Origin of the sequence: Enterococcus sp. AZ079 (genome assembly GCF_050547255.1) — a bacterium.
Classification (GTDB): Bacteria; Bacillota; Bacilli; order Lactobacillales; family Enterococcaceae; genus Enterococcus_D; species Enterococcus_D casseliflavus.
On the sequence record NZ_CP172955.1, the window covers coordinates 2,941,831 to 2,957,394 of the forward strand.

Sequence of the window (15,564 nt, forward strand, 5' to 3'; positions counted from 1 at the left end):
AGATTTATTTTAACCTCGTAAAAAAAATTTGTCTGCGATGGATATGCTACAATAATGACAACCACGAAATTGCCAGGAGGTGCCCCATGTATCTCGAACAAATCACTTTTCCCGATCAAGAGACCGAGTTTGATTTTTTCCTTTCCATCAAACGAACCGTTTATGATTCTTACTACCCTTTTCAGATTCTCAGTGCCCGCCTTTTTCAGCAGATCGATTTTGAACCGGTCACGATCTTATATGGCGGCAATGGTTCTGGCAAAACCACCGCATTGAACGTGATTGCCGAAAAGATCCACGCGCAGCGCTTTGCTGCGTATAATCGCTCGAATTTTTTCGAGGACTACTTAGCCTACTGTACTACTGGCAGCATCGACGAACCGCAAGAAAAAGTACTTTTGACCAGCGATGATGTCTTTGATTACATGCTGGCTATTCGAAACTTGAATCAAGGGATCGATCATCGCCGAGAAGAAGTATTCCAAGAATACTACCAAGCAAAGTATGCAGACTTTCGTTTCACGGGTTTTGACGATTACCATGAATTGAAGAAAATCAATCTTGCACAATCTAACACACAGTCCAAATTCACCCGTAAGCACTTGATCGACAATGTCCGAGAATATTCCAATGGTGAAAGTGCCTTTCGCTTCTTTCAAGAAAAGATTCGTCCCAACAGCCTTTACTTATTAGATGAACCAGAAAATTCTCTTTCTGCTGAGCGTCAGCTGGAACTGGTGCAGTTACTGGAAGATTTTGTTCGCTATGAACAGTGTCAGTTCATTATTGCTACCCATAGTCCTTTCGTTTTGTCTTTAAAGGAAGCCAAAATCTATGATTTGGATCAAACGCCCGTCGATGTTCGGAAGTGGACCCAGTTAGCTAGTGTCCAGCAGTATTACCGCTTTTTTCAAGCACACCAAGCCGAATTTGATGATCGATCATGAGCCAAGCAACCCAGTTTCCGTCAAAGATTTCTTTTGGCGGCTTTTTTTCCGCCACACTCACACAAAGACCAAAATCAAATTGATCAGAGCAATAAAGAAGGCGATAACTCCCGCAATCTTGCCCCACTTGACTTCTGCTTGATTATACTGATCGGAATGCCCCGCAATTTGAGAGGACAAAAAGTAGAACTTTTTAAAAACAAGCAAATACCCGGCTAAACCCAATAGTACGGCTAAGGCAAGATGGTTGATTTGGCTTGAAACGACCTGAGCCTGATGAAGCATCACCACCCCTACGACACTAACGACAAACCCCGATTTCATGAGATTGGCTTTGGTACGATTCATGCTCCTCCTTGTATATTAGAGTTAGGGTTTTAACCTTCCGGTTTTGATTGGATAACCCTATGAACCATCGTTATTTTAATTTGGTATTAACTCATTCATTTTGAGATAATATATTTATTGGATTGAGAGGCTATGCCGTTGCCTCCTTGAGTTTTGAAGCTCGTAATCGAAAGACTGGCACCTCTCTCTGATAAGTGGATTACGTATGAGTTAGATGTTGAAAGTTTTTGCTTTACTCCGTATCTCGTACAAGGTAGTGACGCTTTTCAGTTGAGCGGGTTTCAATCCAAAATATTTTTTTAGAAAGGTCAAATGTATGTACTTCTTAGGAATTGATATCGGCAAGCGAACTCACGTGGCTTCTTTAATGAGTGAAGAAGGTAAAGTGATCCTAAAAGGTTTTTCTTTCCCTAACACTACTGAAGGAGCTGATTCCCTGATTGAGCGGCTTTCAAAATATTCAGAGACTCCCGCTGACTTTATTGTCGGAATGGAAGCTACGGGTCATTATTGGCTCTCCATCTTTTCATACCTCCACGAATCAGACTTTTTGATTCACGTTGTGAATCCTCTTCAAACCGATGGCTGGCGCAAAGGAACAGAAATCAGAAAACGAAAAAATGATATTATTGATTCTGTTTTGATTGCTGACTTGATGCGTTATGGTTCCTTTGTAGAAACAGTATTGTCTGATGAAAATGTTTTTTCGTTAAAACAACTTTCACGTTACCGAACCTATTTAGTAGGTACCGCAAGCGACTTCAAACGAAAAATCATAGCTGTACTAGATCAAGTGTTTCCTGAATATGCATCAATTTTTTCTAAACAAGGTATTTTCGGAAAAGCGTCTAAAGAGTTATTGCTTGAGTTTAGTTCTCCTATAGAGCTAGAAGAAATTTCGGCAGAAACGTTGGCTCAATACTTAGCTGAGTTAAGCAGGAACCGAATAAAGCCAGAGAAAGCAGATCAATTGAAGCAAGCAGCTTCTAACTCCTTTGGAGTGAAATTTGCTCAAGAAGCTTTTACATTTCAATTACGCTCCATGATTGAACAATTGAAATTCATCGAAAGCCAAGTAAAAGAAACTGAAAAAGAAATTAAGCGCATAATGAGTAATTTAGACTCTGTTATTCTCACAATCCCTGGAATCGGCCCTATAAATGGCGCGACAATTCTTGGTGAAATTGGAGACATTCGCAAATTTTCTAATCCGAAAAAACTGGTTGCTTATGCTGGCATAGACGCGTCTGTGTCCCAATCTGGGCAATACGAAGCAACACATAATGTTATGAGCAAGCGTGGATCTCCATACTTACGAAAAGCCTTGTTTTCAGCTGCTCTAGTTGCTTCTCAATGTGATCCTGTTTTTCGCGCGTTTTATCAGAAAAAAATTTCTGAGGGAAAGCATCATCTGACGGCCTTAGGTGCTGTTTCTCGTAAGCTTTGTTATGTGATTCATGCTATTTTAACTAAAAATGAACCTTATAAGATTGTTTCCGATTAGCTATTGAACAATCAAAAAAATCTAATAGTGAAAGGTCTATTTGTTGTACTCATTTTTTGGACTTAACTGTTATAAAATATTTTTTTGATTTAGCTAATTTTCACTTGACTCTATATAGTTAGTCTTTCTTTTAAAAATGCCAATGCATCAAAAAAATTCATTTTCTACCTAAATTATAGCATAATTTGACTAAAAAAATAAAATCCAAGAACTCGTAAACGAATGTTCTTGGATTTTTATCAATCGAAAAAGATGATTACTTGCTGGCTAATCACCACCAGCAAAAATTTCTTCTTTATTATAAATCGGTGTATGTTTTTTCAAGTCTTCAAGGGTTCCTACTTGTCTCCCTTTGGAGTAAAAACCATCTAACAAGCCTAAAGATTGGAAAATCGTTTGCTTATAGGCAATTTCCGCATTCCATTCCGTGGTATCTAGTATTTGCAAAGCTTTATGGATTGCTTCGATGCCAGATGCTCCTGGCGCACTGATCAGTACCCCATGACTGTTGAGGAGTAACATATTCGGTAAGGCAAGTTGTTCTTTTTTCATATAATCAGAAACTAATTCTGCTAATTCTGGTGAGCAATTAGGTTCAAAGTCTAGTACAGGAATATAGCCAATTTTTTGGGTCGCTTCCGTTAAGTTAGGCATATCCAATCCGGCGGTTGCCCAAAACATTGAGTGAGGAGAATGGGCATGTAAGACTGCTTTTATCGCTGGATTCGTATCATAAACCGCTTCGTGTAAGTTGATTTCTCGTGTCAGCTGTCCTACCCCATCAATCACCTTTCTCGTATGAGGCTCAACGACTAAAATCTGGGCTGGTGAGACTTCTCCTAAATAGGCTTCTGACATCATAGTTGGTGTCATAATAATGTATTCTTTTCCAGTTTCATCGGTTGTTTTAAAAGAAAAATTACCGCCTGCAACATTTGTATTCTTCCTGGTAAAAATCAATTTTACGATTCGTGCTAAATCTTCCCGTTCTCTTTCAAAAATCATCCGTCCATCTGACATATTCAAGACCACCTTTTTTATTTTTCAAACGTTTTGTTGCGTAAGATTGTTTGAACAGCTTCTCTTACTTTTGCTGCTTCTTCCTCTTTTTTCTTTTTCCGTTCATCATATTCTTTAAAAAGTACTGGACTGCCATATTTATACACACAGACTGCTAGACCAATCGCTACGACATTAAATAGGTACTGTTGTGTCACCAAAGCTAAGAGATAGCAGCCAATTGCTAGAAAAAGAAGCAATTGCCATTTTATTTTTTCGCTCTTTCCCATTCCTGTCGCCCTTTCCTTTTTGAAAATATTAGCCATTCGTCGCACGCACTTGCGTCGATTGGGTCCCTTGTTCTTCATATCTTTGACTTGGTACCTTTACCTTACTCATATATTTATACAACCAGACAAACATTGCGATAAACACAACGGAACCGACGATACCCAAGATATTTCCTTTAAACGCTTCTGCAAATAAAATTCGAAATTCTGGTCCTTCGATCGAAGACCAAGTGATTTGCTGCCCTTTTTGTATTCCTTCTACTGCGCCGGTTCGATCTGCTAAGCCCGTTAAGATCGGCGTCAAATACGTAGCTGCATATAGATAGATTGGCATCGAAATAACCCCCATGATCAGCATACGAACCAAGTTTCCGCCGGTAAGCAATAATCCACCTACTGCGATCGAATAGTTAATGATTCCTGCTAAAGGCAACACAGCATTTCCTGGCAAGATGATGGCATAGCCAATAAATACAGGTACCAACAAGATAGCAGTGACCCAAATCTCAGAGCGACCAGCTAATACAGGCCAATCTAACCCAATGTAAACTTCCCGATCTTTAAAGCGTTTTTTCATCATTTCCGACATTGCATCAGCAAGTGGTGAAAGGGACTGCATAAACATTTTTGAGATCATTGGGAACAAAGCCATTGCCGTCGCGATTTGAATAGCTAAATTCAATGAACCTGACACGCCATAGGCTGCGGCTAACCCCAAGCCTAAGCCTATGAGAAAGCCCATCACCGAATTTTCAGAGAAGATGCCGATTTTCTTTTTTAAGGCTTTGGTATCGGCACGTCGATTAAAGAAAGGAATTTTATCCATAATCACATTGATTGGTAGTAAAAGTACTGCTGAAATATTCATCAAGTGGGTCACTGTTACTAAAGGAATACCAGTCAAGTCCTCAATGTGGCGTTGGAACATATCCCCCATCTTAAGTTCCAAGATAACCTGTACGACGGCGGTGATAAACCCAGCAAGTAAACTCCCACTGATAAAGTAGACTAGATAGGCAGTCAGCGCTTTGCCCCATACATTCCACATATCAACATTCAACGTCTTGGTCCAGTTCAAAATCAACATGACAAAATTCACACCAAGAACGACGGCAAAGAAAACAAATGCATAAGACCATGACCAGGTGATACTTGCTGCTCCTGTCCAACCTAAATCTAGCGCAGGCAAGTTCAAGCCAGTATTTTTCGCCAATGCTTCGGAAGCTGGACTAACTGCATTTGACATAAAGCCGATGACCATCGACATCCCAGTAAAAGCAATACCTAACGTGATCGCAGACATAAAGGCTTTTTTGAATTTCATCCCTGCAACCAAGCCTAGGATTAAAATGATTAGCGGCACAAAAATAGCGGAACCTAAACCTAAAATATAATTGATAATGTCTTGAAATACTTGCATTTTTTTCACTTCTTTCTTTTGATAGGATGTTTTGTGCTAGCCAATCAATTCTTTGATTTCTTCATAAATCGTATCCATACCCATACCTGTAAGAAACGGAATTCCAGCAAAAACGTGTACACCTAGCTCAGCCGCTTTTTCCAATACTTCATCATCTGGCTGTGCAACATACACATAAATTCCTGTCGACGGCAATTCGTTTTGGATCGACTTGTAATCAACTGCTTCAACGGGGAAATCGATCCCGTCATCTTCAAGCATCCCAGCAATTTTACTTGCGATCGTTTGACTTGTTGCAACGCCACTTCCACATGCTACGATCAATCTTCTTTTCATCTTGAATCCCTCCAAAAATTTTATTTTGTATACTGTGTAACTAATTGATAAATTGCCTGTACTTCTTGTGTCCCAATGAATGCCTTTACAAATCCTTCATCCATAAATAATGCCATTAACGATTGCAGTAAGCCGACTTGCTCTTTTGGTTCTTTGATCCCTAGAAAAAAGAGATTCTTGACCTGCATTTCTTGACTGTCACCCATTTGCTTCATCTTCACCTCGTTTTTCAGACGCACGATCGCTATAAAAGGCTTTTCGACATACGCTGGTTCTGAATGAGGCAAGCCAATATTCAAATACTGTGTAATCAGCCCAGTTGGAAAGGCTTGTTCTCTTGCTAGTAATCCTTCTACATACTGTTCATTCACAAAACCTTGTTCCTGTAATCGTTTGGCTATCTCTTCAAATAGTTCTTTCAAATCCTCTCCTTCCACGTCGAGAAAAATCAGCCTTTCATCAAACATGCTCGTATAGCCCACCTATTCTTCCTCCTTGTTCAACTTTAATGATAAATATTGTTAAACTTTGTTACAATGTGTTTTACAATGTAAATATACAATAGTTAATTTTTCTTGTCAACGCTTTCTTTTCGTATTTTTTCCAAACTAATTACTTTTATCGATACATAAAATTATCAAACTTTAACAAAGATGAACATTTATCCTTGCTTTTTCCAAAAGTAAATGCTATTAATTAATGTATAAAGAAGACAGTTGAAAAAGAAACTTAAAAAAATCGTTAATCAACCAGAGGTGAAACTATGTTAAAGAAAGAACGGCAAGAAAAAATTCTAGCGCTAGTGAATCAGCACGATTACTTATCCATTGCAGAAATAGCCAAAACATTAGACGTTTCCGATATGACCATTCGTAGAGATATTACAGAGTTAGCGAATCAATCTTTATTGGTAAAAATCTATGGTGGCGCCCAAAAACTCGAAAAAATCGAACACGAGCTTTCTACTCAAGAAAAAATCGATACGAATGTTGCTGAAAAAAAATTCATCGGAAAAGTGATGAACAGTATCATTTCAGACAACGATACTATCTATATCGGTGCTGGAACTACGATGCTTCACGCTTTACCTGAACTAAAAAAAGCAAACTTATTCGTGATCACAAATAGTTTGCTTGCTTTTAATTATTTGATTTACAACACAGACTATCGCGTCTTATTGACAGGCGGAGAATTTTCCCGCACGACGGAAGAATTTTATGGGGAAACGGCAGAGAAGAGTTTTGAAAATCTAAATATCGATATCGCTTTTGCTGCTACAAATGGGATCTTTGAAAATAATATCACCACTGCGAATCTTGTTGAAGGTTCGATTCAACGAGTCGCTTTCAAGCATTCCCGCAAAAAATGCATCGTTGCGGATAGTTCCAAGTTTAATCGCTCCGACGTTTACACCTTTTACTCACTTTCAGATATCGACTATTTGATCACTGATGATAAACTTTCTGAGACTACTTTTGAGTATTATCGCTCCTTTACAGAGATCCTCAAGGAGGAACAAAAATGATTTTAACCATCACAATGAACCCTTCCATGGACTACAACTATTTGGTTCCTTCGTTGAAATTGGATCAAGTAAATCGGGTAGATAACCCACATACATCAATTGGGGGAAAAGGTATCAATGCTGGCAGAGTCATCGCACAATCTGGGGAAGACGTTTTATTGACAGGTATTTTAGGTGGACCTGTAGGCAAAACGATCCTTGATTCTTTACTAGCCGAAGAACGTTATGTATTGGATTTCCTAACCATCGATGGTAATTCTCGCAATGCGATCACGATCATGCATGACGGTAACACCCATACAGAGCTAGTAGAAAAAGGACTTTATCTATCGGAGAAAAACGAACAACTTTTTTACCAACACCTTGCAGCATTAATTGAACAACATCCCATCACGGTCGTCTGTATTTCTGGATCAGTAAATTCTGATAATGGGCATTTTCACGATCAATTGCTTCAATTCATCCGTAAGACATTAGGTGAGCAGGTACCAATCCTCATGGATATAGCAGGTGAACAACTAAAAAATTGTTTGACTCAAACGAATGCTCGTCCGAATTTTATTAAACCGAATCAACAGGAATTGGAAGAACTAATAGGTCAAAAATTACATTCATCTCAAGACATTTTCTCTGTCTTAGAGAGCACTCTTTTCGAAGGAATCGACACCGTCATGGTATCTCAAGGCGGCGATGGGGCAATCGTTAAACATCAGTCGACTTTTTATAAGATTGAGATTCCTAAAATCGCCATCGTTAATACGACTGGCTGTGGCGATTCAACTGTTGGTGGCATGGCTGTTGCATTGAATAAACAGTATCCAATGGAACAAGCATTGACCTATTCGATGGCTTGTGGCATGTCTAATGCGCTTTCGAAAACAAACGGTACGATCGATCCTGCACAAGTCGCTGCATTTAGCGAACAGATCCACCTTTTCAAGATCAAAGAATAATCGGCTACCTATTTTTTGGTTCTCTTGATTACGCAAAACATTCGTTGGTACAAATAAAAAAAGCCCTAGCTAAGTGCAACTGATTGGTTCAGTGGTCTTAGCTAGGGCTGATTGTGTTAGTGGTTAAACATATTGTAATTCTTTGGCTTCTTTGTAGGCTGCATCGATCAAACCGCCGCCCAAGCATTCCATCCCGTCATAAAAAACGACTGCTTGTCCAGGAGTGATGGCGCGGACTGGTTCGTCAAAAATCACTTCTGCTCGATCTCCATCTAATAGACGCACCGTTACCGGTACATCTTGTTGACGGTAGCGGAATTTTGCTGTGCATGAAAATTCCCTGCCGCGGTCTTGTTCTGTAGTAAAGTGGATTTGGCTTGCTTCCAAGCGATCTGCATACAATGCGGGGTGATGGAATCCTTGTCCCACATACAAAGTGTTGGTCGCTAAGTCTTTTCCTACGACAAACCATGGTTCTTGAGTGGCACCGCCGCCGCCAATGCCTAAGCCTTGACGTTGTCCGATGGTGTAGTACATCAAGCCATCGTGTTGTCCTTTGACTTCGCCATCTAATGTAACCATATTGCCTTTTTTCGCTGGCAAGTAATTACTCAAAAATTGTTTGAAATTCTTTTCTCCGATAAAGCAGACACCCGTGGAATCTTTTTTCTTGGCTGTTGCTAGTCCTGCCCGTTCAGCGATCGCTCGTACTTCTGATTTTTCCATGCCGCCTAGTGGGAACATGGTTTTACTCAATTGTTCTTGTGACAATTGGCTTAAGAAATACGTTTGATCTTTGTTGTTATCCACGCCTCGCAACATATGGGTCACGCCGTTTTCATCAACGGTCACTTGCGCATAATGGCCAGTTGCTACATAATCGGCACCAAGATCCATCGCATAATCCAAAAAGGCTTTGAACTTGATTTCCTTGTTACACATGACATCTGGATTTGGTGTCCGTCCGGCACGGTATTCTGCAAGAAAATATTCAAATACACGGTCCCAATATTCTTTTTCGAAATTCACTGAATAATAAGGAATCCCTATTTGCGCAGCCACTTTGGCTACGTCTTTGTAGTCTTCTGTTGCGGTACAAACACCGTTTTCATCGGTATCATCCCAATTTTTCATAAAGATCCCGACAACATCATACCCTTGTTCTTTCAGCAAAAGTGCTGTTACTGACGAGTCTACCCCGCCACTCATTCCAACCACCACACGGGTGTTTTCGTTAGACATGATCGTTTCACCATCATTTCAATTATAGATTCTGAAATCATCTACGATTTGAAGGTCGCAACTTTTCAGTAATTTGCATTATACAACAAAACACAAAAAAGTTCACTGTTTGCTGTCTTTTCTTATAAATTCCTTTTTTAGAAAAGTCATCTGGAGGATACCCGCTGTCTGTTCTCCCCCCATTCAGCCCAATAGAAGAAGCGCTGCTTTTTGTGTATCTTATCGACAACCATCCAAACGACTCCCATTGTTCAAAGACAACTAGATAAGCGAATGCTAAGAAGCCGCATTTTACCTTTTAAACGGTCGTTTGTCATAAAATCGTATGGAATTCTTCAGGAAAAGCAGAAATGCCGCTATCAGAAAAAGACTATACTTCTTTTAGATACTACTTTATGAGGAGGGGCATTTCATGAGATCACACACAGGGATATCGAAAACTAGGAGAAACAACGGAAAGAAAAGAAAGAGCCTTGCGCTACTGCTTTTTCTCATCGGTGGTGTTTTTGTCATTCATTACGTGATTGATCAGGTCAGGGATGCTGCGTTTGATCAGACAGCGCTTGTCTCAAAAGAGTTCACTCACCAAGCCAATCAAGCGATTCAACAAGCGATGGCAGACACGCAGCAAGTGCCGTTGATTGTACAAACCGATCAACGCTGGGGCAATGACACATATGGATATGGAGAAACGCAAAATACGTTTGCAGCAAACGGGTGCGCTATTGCTTCTTTAGCGATGATCGATTCTTTTTGGACGGATCATCCGTCGAATCCTGACAAACTATTAAAGTGGGCTGGCGATCAATTTTATCTTCCCAAACAAGGAACGAGTTGGCAAATCTTTCCTCAGTTTGCCGAAGCTTTTGGTTACCAATTTGCCGATTTAGGAAGTTCCTTTGCGGCTGCCTATGAGAAAATGACACAAGGCATCCCCGTTGTGGTCTCGGTTCAATCAGGAACCTTTACGACCTCAGGACATATCATGGTATTGGCTTTGAACAAAGAAGGAAATGTTCAAGTATTCGATCCTAATGATTCCCCCAAAAAAGCTCATTATGAGAAAAGCTATCCTAACGATGTCTTTCAAGCAGAAGGAATCCATTATTGGAGCTTTTGGCTTTGATGTTCTGACCGGCTGAAGCTGCAAAAACACGCCATTTTTGCGACAAAAAAGACTAGCCGAAGCTAGTCTTTTGCTTATCTTACTATTATTGAACGCGTGGTTCGTTGTTTTCTTGAATACGCGTCGTTGTTCGGTTGAAGGCACCTTTGGCTTTACGTGTTTGTTTTGACGCAAAGTCGCCAGTTGTTTCTGCCGCACTGCTTACTTTGTCTTGAACTGTTTCAGAGTCTTTTTCGAATTGTTCACGTGTTTTGACATCTGCTACGTTCACGTTTACTTCGATGACGTCTAAATTCGTCATTTTGTTGACTTGTGTTGAAACAACCTCTTTGATTTGGTCGTAGATCGTGGTCATGTCGCTGCCGTATTCTGCAACGATATCAAGATCGACTGCCACTTGTTTTTTCCCAACTTCAACGTTGATCCCTGAAGTCACATCATCGGTGTTGACTAATTTACCTGCAATATTTGAGAAGAAACCGCCATCGACTGTTAAGAGTCCGTCTACAGATTCTAATGCAATGCCTACGATTTTTTGAATCACTTTATCTTCGTAAGTTAATTCTCCTTTAACACCTGTTGTTGGTTTTGTTTGGTTTTCCATCGTACATTCCTCCTACTATAATCTTGATATAAATTAAACTAATAATGTTACCAAAGTTAACGGCGCGGTCTTTGAAATTGTTCAAAGAATCCGACTTCTTTGAGATAAAATCCCAGATACATACCTAGTGCCGTAAACAGCACCAGCAGTATGGTTTTCAAAAAGCCGATCGTTAGAAACAGGATCGCTAGGATCAAACCGAAGCCTGCAAAGATAAGTGGGATCTTATAGTGGTAGAACCATTCACTCATACCTGTTCCTCCTAAACTACACGCGGCTGGTCATGGGCTGCTGGCGTTTCTTGCGTATCTTTTAAGACAACTTCCGTTTGGATATTGCTTTCGATACCGAAAAGCTGCTGCAGACTGCTGCTGATCTCACCAACCAATGCTTCTTGTTTTTGCGGGATGGCTGCTGTTTGTTTCATTTCTCCATCGATTTTTACGGATACTTTATTCTTGACGATTTTGATTTTTACGGATGGCTGATGGATGAAATCTGCTTGTTTCACCCGTTCAAGCACAAAATGCTCTAACGCCTTCTTCTGAATCACTAAATCGCCTGTCTTATGGGAAATGATCAAGCGGTCCGAACGTTTTGGATAAAACAAAACGACAAAGAGCGCGATCACGGTAAAAATGGCAAAGCCAACAGATAACCAAAAGAGCAGCATACTCATGGAAGATCCGACCCAAGGATATTCATCCAAAGGAATCAAGTAAACAGGCAATAAAGCCGCTTGCTGATTGGCGATGATCCCAAAATAAAAGACAAGTAAGAGTAAAAGCAATCCGATGATAAAAATCACTTTAGAAATCTTACGCATTGGCAACCTCCTTTACTGCTTTCTACTTAAAGCATACACATTTCTTAAATATCCATCAAATAATAACTCTTGGAATCGATTATTTTTTACATATAAAGTTTATTTTTATCAAAAAAATTTCCTTAATCAAAGCTTGCTGTCAAAGTCATCACAAAAAAAGCAAGCCGCCCAAATCTGTTTGGACGCTTGCTTTTTTTGTTATCTGTTAACGAGCCAGCTTAGTAAGTTCTTGTTGTTTTGCATGATACAACACCGCCAGTTCATTTTCGGAAACTGGCCGACCAAAAGGACGCGGCTGTGGCAGAAACGCCAATTCTGGTGCATCGACTCCTACGTTGAGATTCTCAGCGATCGGTACACTGTGATGATGAATATGCCCATGCAGATTGCGGCTGTTTTTGGTGATCCCCAGCAGCATAGGATAATGGGTCAGTATAAATTGCTGATGAGCAAACTTCAGCAAGACACCGACATCTTCAAACGCATACTTTTCGGCTCCCAAACAACCAGGATCATGCTTGCGCAAGTACGCAAAGAAAGCTCGGGTATCATGATTGCCTTTGATAAAAACGATTTTGCCCTGCAGCTGTGCTAACAGCGCAGCAATTTCTGGAAAGCCCGCTTCGTAATCAGGGTGCATCGCGACATCCCCTAAATGATAGACGACATCTTTATCCGCCACGACCTCATTCCAGCTGGCGATCATCGTTTCATGCATTTGCGTCACTGTCTCAAAGGGGCGTGGGGCAAAGTCATTGTCCCCGAGCAAGGCTGCATGAAAATAGTGGGTATCAGACGTAAAAAATTTCATAGTCGCTCCTTACCTTGGTGCTTTTTCTGTGATCAGCGTCTTCAAATCATCGCTAGCGGCTGCTTTTTCGTCGGTGCAGGAAACCGCGCATCGATTGCTGCCAATTCGCTTTTGGAAAAAACGATTTTGCAAGCTTCAATGTTCTGCAGCATATGCAGCGAGTCACTGGTTTGGGGGATCGCTAAGACGTGGGGTTGTCGAAGGGTCCATGCCAAAAGCAGCTGAAAAATCGTGCAGCCTTTGGCTTCTGCCAGCTCTTTCAACACTTCATCATTTTTGAAGTGGTGCCCTAGCCGATCGCCTTGAGCAATGGGTGAGTAGGCAATCACAGGAATCTCAGCCTCTGCCTGCCAAGGCAAAAGATCGTATTCGATCCCCCGGGCACCTAAATTATAGAGTACTTGGTTGGCGGCACATTGATCGCCGTTTTCTAACCGCAACAGCTCCTCCATATCTGCCACGTCAAAATTAGAGACGCCCCATGCACGAATCTTTCCAGAAGCTTTGGCAGCTTCTAGTGCGTCAACTGTTTCTGCTAACGGCACATCTCCTCGCCAGTGGAGCAGATACAAATCAAGATAGTCGGTGCCTAAACGCGCTAAGCTGCGGTCTAAAGCTTTCGGCAATTCATCTGCGGAGGCATTCCAAGGATAGACTTTTGAAATCAAATAAAGATCCCCTCGTGTAAAGGGCTGGATCGCCTTGCCAACTAGTGTTTCTGCGTTTCCCTCGCCGTACATTTCTGCGGTATCGATGACAGCCGCTCCAGCTTTGATGCCCGCTTGCAACGCATCGATCTCGGCTTTTTCCTTGGCTGGGTCATCCCCCATATGCCAAGTCCCCATGCCGACGGCTAGCACTGATTGCTTGTTTAAGGATCGTTTCATCTTGATTCCCTCTTTCTCGTCTTAACTCATCCTGTTCCTGCGAACACCTAGGGTTTGTTTTCTATAGTATAAAAAGAAACCGCCAAAGATACAAAAGAAGTGTATCAATCCCATGCCTGCTTGGCGGAGTGACACACTTCTTGCCCTTTGAATGATATAGCTGCTTTTGACAAAAGCTTACGCTTTGACAAACAACCCGCGGCTGATAAAACCATCCATTAAAAAGTAAAATTTTTCTTGCAACATTTTGTGCTGTTCATCTTTGAAAATATTGACTGCTTTTAACCCATTGGCTGTCGTGATGGACATCTTGAAGGTTTGCAGATCTTTTGCAACAGTGATTTTTAATTTAAAGCCTTCTTTGCTTTGGGGTGTTGCTTCAAGGCCGCGAATCAATTGGAAGTTGCCGCCGTTCGTTTCTGTAAAGCCATTGTCCCGCAACGTATATTTTTTTGCTTCAGGAGCAATGCGGTATTGGGTTGCTGCGCCTAAAACGGTTGCTGTTGTTTCAAATGCCATGTTCTTCACCTCTTTAACATCATTTCTTTCATTATAAATAGTTTTCAGCGAGATTGCTAGCTGTTCTCCTACTTTTTCGTGGCTAAGACAGTTTCTGCTAATAGCTGAGCAAATGCTTCGATTTCCGCCAATGTGTTGCCATAGCCAAAGCTGACTCTGACCGATTCCCGAATAGCTGGATGCTCTTTGCCCACCATCGCTTCGAGCACATGGGAGGGCTCCACATTGCCCGCCGTACAAGCGCTGCCTGTCGAGATCGCAGCCCCTTTTAAGTCCAATTTCATCAGCAGCAAGTCACTGCTGACACCTGGGAAACGCAGATTCAAAATATGCGGCAATTTGTGTGCTGGATCACCATTCAACTGAACATCGACGCCTTGTGCTGCTAAGGTCTCCATCAGCACATCGGCAAACGTTTGATATTGTTCCGCCGCTGCTTGCTGCGCTTCGGGGGTATGCAAAGAAGCTGCTTTGGCCATTCCCATGATGGCTGCTAAGTTTTCCGTCCCTGCTCGCCGTTTTTCTTCTTGCTCGCCGCCATGGAGTAGCGCAGGCAGCGACAAGCCATCTCGTTTATACAAAAAGCCGATCCCTTTTGGTCCGTTGATTTTGTGAGCAGAAATGCTTAGAAGATCAATACTGTTTTCATTGATTTCAAGCGGGATCTTGCCATAAGCTTGCACGGCATCGGTATGAAACACGGCGGGATGCTCCCGTAAAAGGGCCCCAATTTCTGCAATCGGCAGCAAATTGCCCGTTTCATTGTTTGCCGTCATTATGGATACTAAAATCGTATCGGGACGTAAGGCAGCCTCAACTTCACTGACGGCCAATTGCCCCTTTTGATCTACGGGCAAATAGGTCACCTCAAAGCCTAAGCCTTCTAAATAGCGCATACTCTCAATGACCGCCGGATGTTCGATCTGGGTCGTAATGATATGTTTGCCTTGTGCTTGTTTGCTAAGGGCTGTACCGATGATTGCTGTATTATCACTTTCGGTACCACCACTATTAAAAATGATCTCATGTTCTTTGACTCCTAGCTGCTGAGCGATCGCTTGACGAGCCAATTCTAATTGGGTGTGGGCGTCTCGACCATAATGATGAATGCTTGATGGATTGCCAAAAAATGTCTGCATCGTTTCACTCATCACTTTGATCACTTCTGGATGCAGCGGTGTCGTTGCTGCATGATCTAAGTAAACCATTCTTTTCACCTATCCTTCA

19 protein-coding genes are annotated in these 15,564 nt (G+C 41.4%); 5 read left to right on the plus strand and 14 right to left on the minus strand.

What is annotated here, in order from left to right; genetic code table 11:
- Positions 1-86 precede the first annotated feature (86 nt).
- The gene (locus IGJ15_RS13945; protein WP_010748704.1) at positions 87-947 is read left to right on the plus strand and encodes an AAA family ATPase; all 861 of its coding nucleotides are present in this window, start codon (positions 87-89) and stop codon (positions 945-947) included.
- A gap of 57 nt (positions 948-1,004) precedes the next feature.
- Here the strand turns inward: IGJ15_RS13945 and IGJ15_RS13950 are convergent, their stop codons facing one another.
- A complete protein-coding gene (locus IGJ15_RS13950) occupies positions 1,005-1,295 on the minus strand; it encodes a hypothetical protein (RefSeq protein ID WP_010748703.1) in 291 nt (96 codons plus the stop codon).
- A 316-nt stretch (positions 1,296-1,611) separates the two neighbouring features.
- Between IGJ15_RS13950 and IGJ15_RS13955 the strand changes: the two genes are divergently transcribed.
- Positions 1,612-2,799: an IS110 family transposase gene (locus IGJ15_RS13955; RefSeq protein WP_010748508.1), complete on the plus strand. Its 1,188-nt coding sequence runs from the start codon at positions 1,612-1,614 to the stop codon at positions 2,797-2,799.
- A 267-nt stretch (positions 2,800-3,066) separates the two neighbouring features.
- Here IGJ15_RS13955 and IGJ15_RS13960 read toward each other — a convergent pair whose 3' ends face one another.
- The 5 genes from IGJ15_RS13960 to IGJ15_RS13980 are packed head-to-tail and all read right to left on the minus strand — an operon-like array spanning position 3,067 to position 6,326.
- Positions 3,067-3,819, minus strand: coding sequence for a class II aldolase/adducin family protein (locus IGJ15_RS13960; protein WP_010748701.1), 753 nt, complete (start codon positions 3,817-3,819; stop codon positions 3,067-3,069).
- Between the two features lie 17 nt (positions 3,820-3,836).
- Complete coding sequence (locus IGJ15_RS13965; protein ID WP_008376154.1) at positions 3,837-4,088, minus strand: hypothetical protein; 252 nt, start codon at positions 4,086-4,088, stop codon at positions 3,837-3,839.
- A gap of 28 nt (positions 4,089-4,116) precedes the next feature.
- The gene (locus tag IGJ15_RS13970; RefSeq protein ID WP_010748700.1) at positions 4,117-5,508 is read right to left on the minus strand and encodes a PTS galactitol transporter subunit IIC; all 1,392 of its coding nucleotides are present in this window, start codon (positions 5,506-5,508) and stop codon (positions 4,117-4,119) included.
- A 36-nt stretch (positions 5,509-5,544) separates the two neighbouring features.
- Positions 5,545-5,844 carry a PTS sugar transporter subunit IIB gene (locus IGJ15_RS13975; RefSeq protein WP_005227245.1) on the minus strand — a complete coding sequence of 100 codons (300 nt, stop codon included), beginning with the start codon at positions 5,842-5,844 and terminating at the stop codon, positions 5,545-5,547.
- A 20-nt stretch (positions 5,845-5,864) separates the two neighbouring features.
- Positions 5,865-6,326 (minus strand): PTS sugar transporter subunit IIA, encoded by a 462-nt coding sequence (locus tag IGJ15_RS13980; RefSeq protein ID WP_005227244.1) that lies wholly within the window; start codon positions 6,324-6,326, stop codon positions 5,865-5,867.
- 281 nt (positions 6,327-6,607) lie between these two features.
- On the opposite strand from IGJ15_RS13980, the gene IGJ15_RS13985 reads away from it, so the two are divergent.
- Together IGJ15_RS13985 and IGJ15_RS13990 are read left to right on the plus strand one after the other, a co-directional pair.
- Complete coding sequence (locus IGJ15_RS13985) at positions 6,608-7,369, plus strand: DeoR/GlpR family DNA-binding transcription regulator (protein WP_005227243.1); 762 nt, start codon at positions 6,608-6,610, stop codon at positions 7,367-7,369.
- Positions 7,366-8,322, plus strand: a complete 957-nt coding sequence (locus tag IGJ15_RS13990; RefSeq protein WP_010748699.1) for a 1-phosphofructokinase family hexose kinase — start codon at positions 7,366-7,368, stop codon at positions 8,320-8,322. Before IGJ15_RS13985 ends, IGJ15_RS13990 begins: the two co-directional genes overlap by 4 nt.
- Before the next feature lie 123 nt (positions 8,323-8,445).
- Here the strand turns inward: IGJ15_RS13990 and mnmA are convergent, their stop codons facing one another.
- Positions 8,446-9,564: a tRNA 2-thiouridine(34) synthase MnmA gene (gene mnmA, locus IGJ15_RS13995; RefSeq protein WP_034695311.1), complete on the minus strand. Its 1,119-nt coding sequence runs from the start codon at positions 9,562-9,564 to the stop codon at positions 8,446-8,448.
- A 412-nt stretch (positions 9,565-9,976) separates the two neighbouring features.
- Between mnmA and IGJ15_RS14000 the strand changes: the two genes are divergently transcribed.
- Positions 9,977-10,690: a C39 family peptidase gene (locus IGJ15_RS14000; protein WP_010748697.1), complete on the plus strand. Its 714-nt coding sequence runs from the start codon at positions 9,977-9,979 to the stop codon at positions 10,688-10,690.
- Between the two features lie 85 nt (positions 10,691-10,775).
- Here IGJ15_RS14000 and IGJ15_RS14005 read toward each other — a convergent pair whose 3' ends face one another.
- The 7 genes from IGJ15_RS14005 to IGJ15_RS14035 form a co-directional block, all read right to left on the minus strand.
- Positions 10,776-11,294 carry an Asp23/Gls24 family envelope stress response protein gene (locus IGJ15_RS14005; protein WP_005227237.1) on the minus strand — a complete coding sequence of 173 codons (519 nt, stop codon included), beginning with the start codon at positions 11,292-11,294 and terminating at the stop codon, positions 10,776-10,778.
- A gap of 56 nt (positions 11,295-11,350) precedes the next feature.
- Entirely contained in the window at positions 11,351-11,545 is a 195-nt protein-coding gene (locus IGJ15_RS14010; protein WP_005227236.1) for a DUF2273 domain-containing protein, read from the minus strand.
- Between the two features lie 11 nt (positions 11,546-11,556).
- On the minus strand, positions 11,557-12,120 hold the full coding sequence (amaP, locus tag IGJ15_RS14015; RefSeq protein WP_010748696.1) for an alkaline shock response membrane anchor protein AmaP: 564 nt from the start codon (positions 12,118-12,120) through the stop codon (positions 11,557-11,559).
- A gap of 205 nt (positions 12,121-12,325) precedes the next feature.
- Complete coding sequence (locus IGJ15_RS14020; RefSeq protein WP_005227234.1) at positions 12,326-12,931, minus strand: metallophosphoesterase; 606 nt, start codon at positions 12,929-12,931, stop codon at positions 12,326-12,328.
- A 41-nt stretch (positions 12,932-12,972) separates the two neighbouring features.
- Positions 12,973-13,818, minus strand: a complete 846-nt coding sequence (locus tag IGJ15_RS14025; protein ID WP_010748695.1) for an aldo/keto reductase — start codon at positions 13,816-13,818, stop codon at positions 12,973-12,975.
- 177 nt (positions 13,819-13,995) lie between these two features.
- Positions 13,996-14,337, minus strand: a complete 342-nt coding sequence (locus tag IGJ15_RS14030) for a DUF1831 domain-containing protein (protein ID WP_005232263.1) — start codon at positions 14,335-14,337, stop codon at positions 13,996-13,998.
- 68 nt (positions 14,338-14,405) lie between these two features.
- Positions 14,406-15,545: a cysteine desulfurase family protein gene (locus IGJ15_RS14035; RefSeq protein WP_015508865.1), complete on the minus strand. Its 1,140-nt coding sequence runs from the start codon at positions 15,543-15,545 to the stop codon at positions 14,406-14,408.
- Positions 15,546-15,564 lie beyond the last annotated feature (19 nt).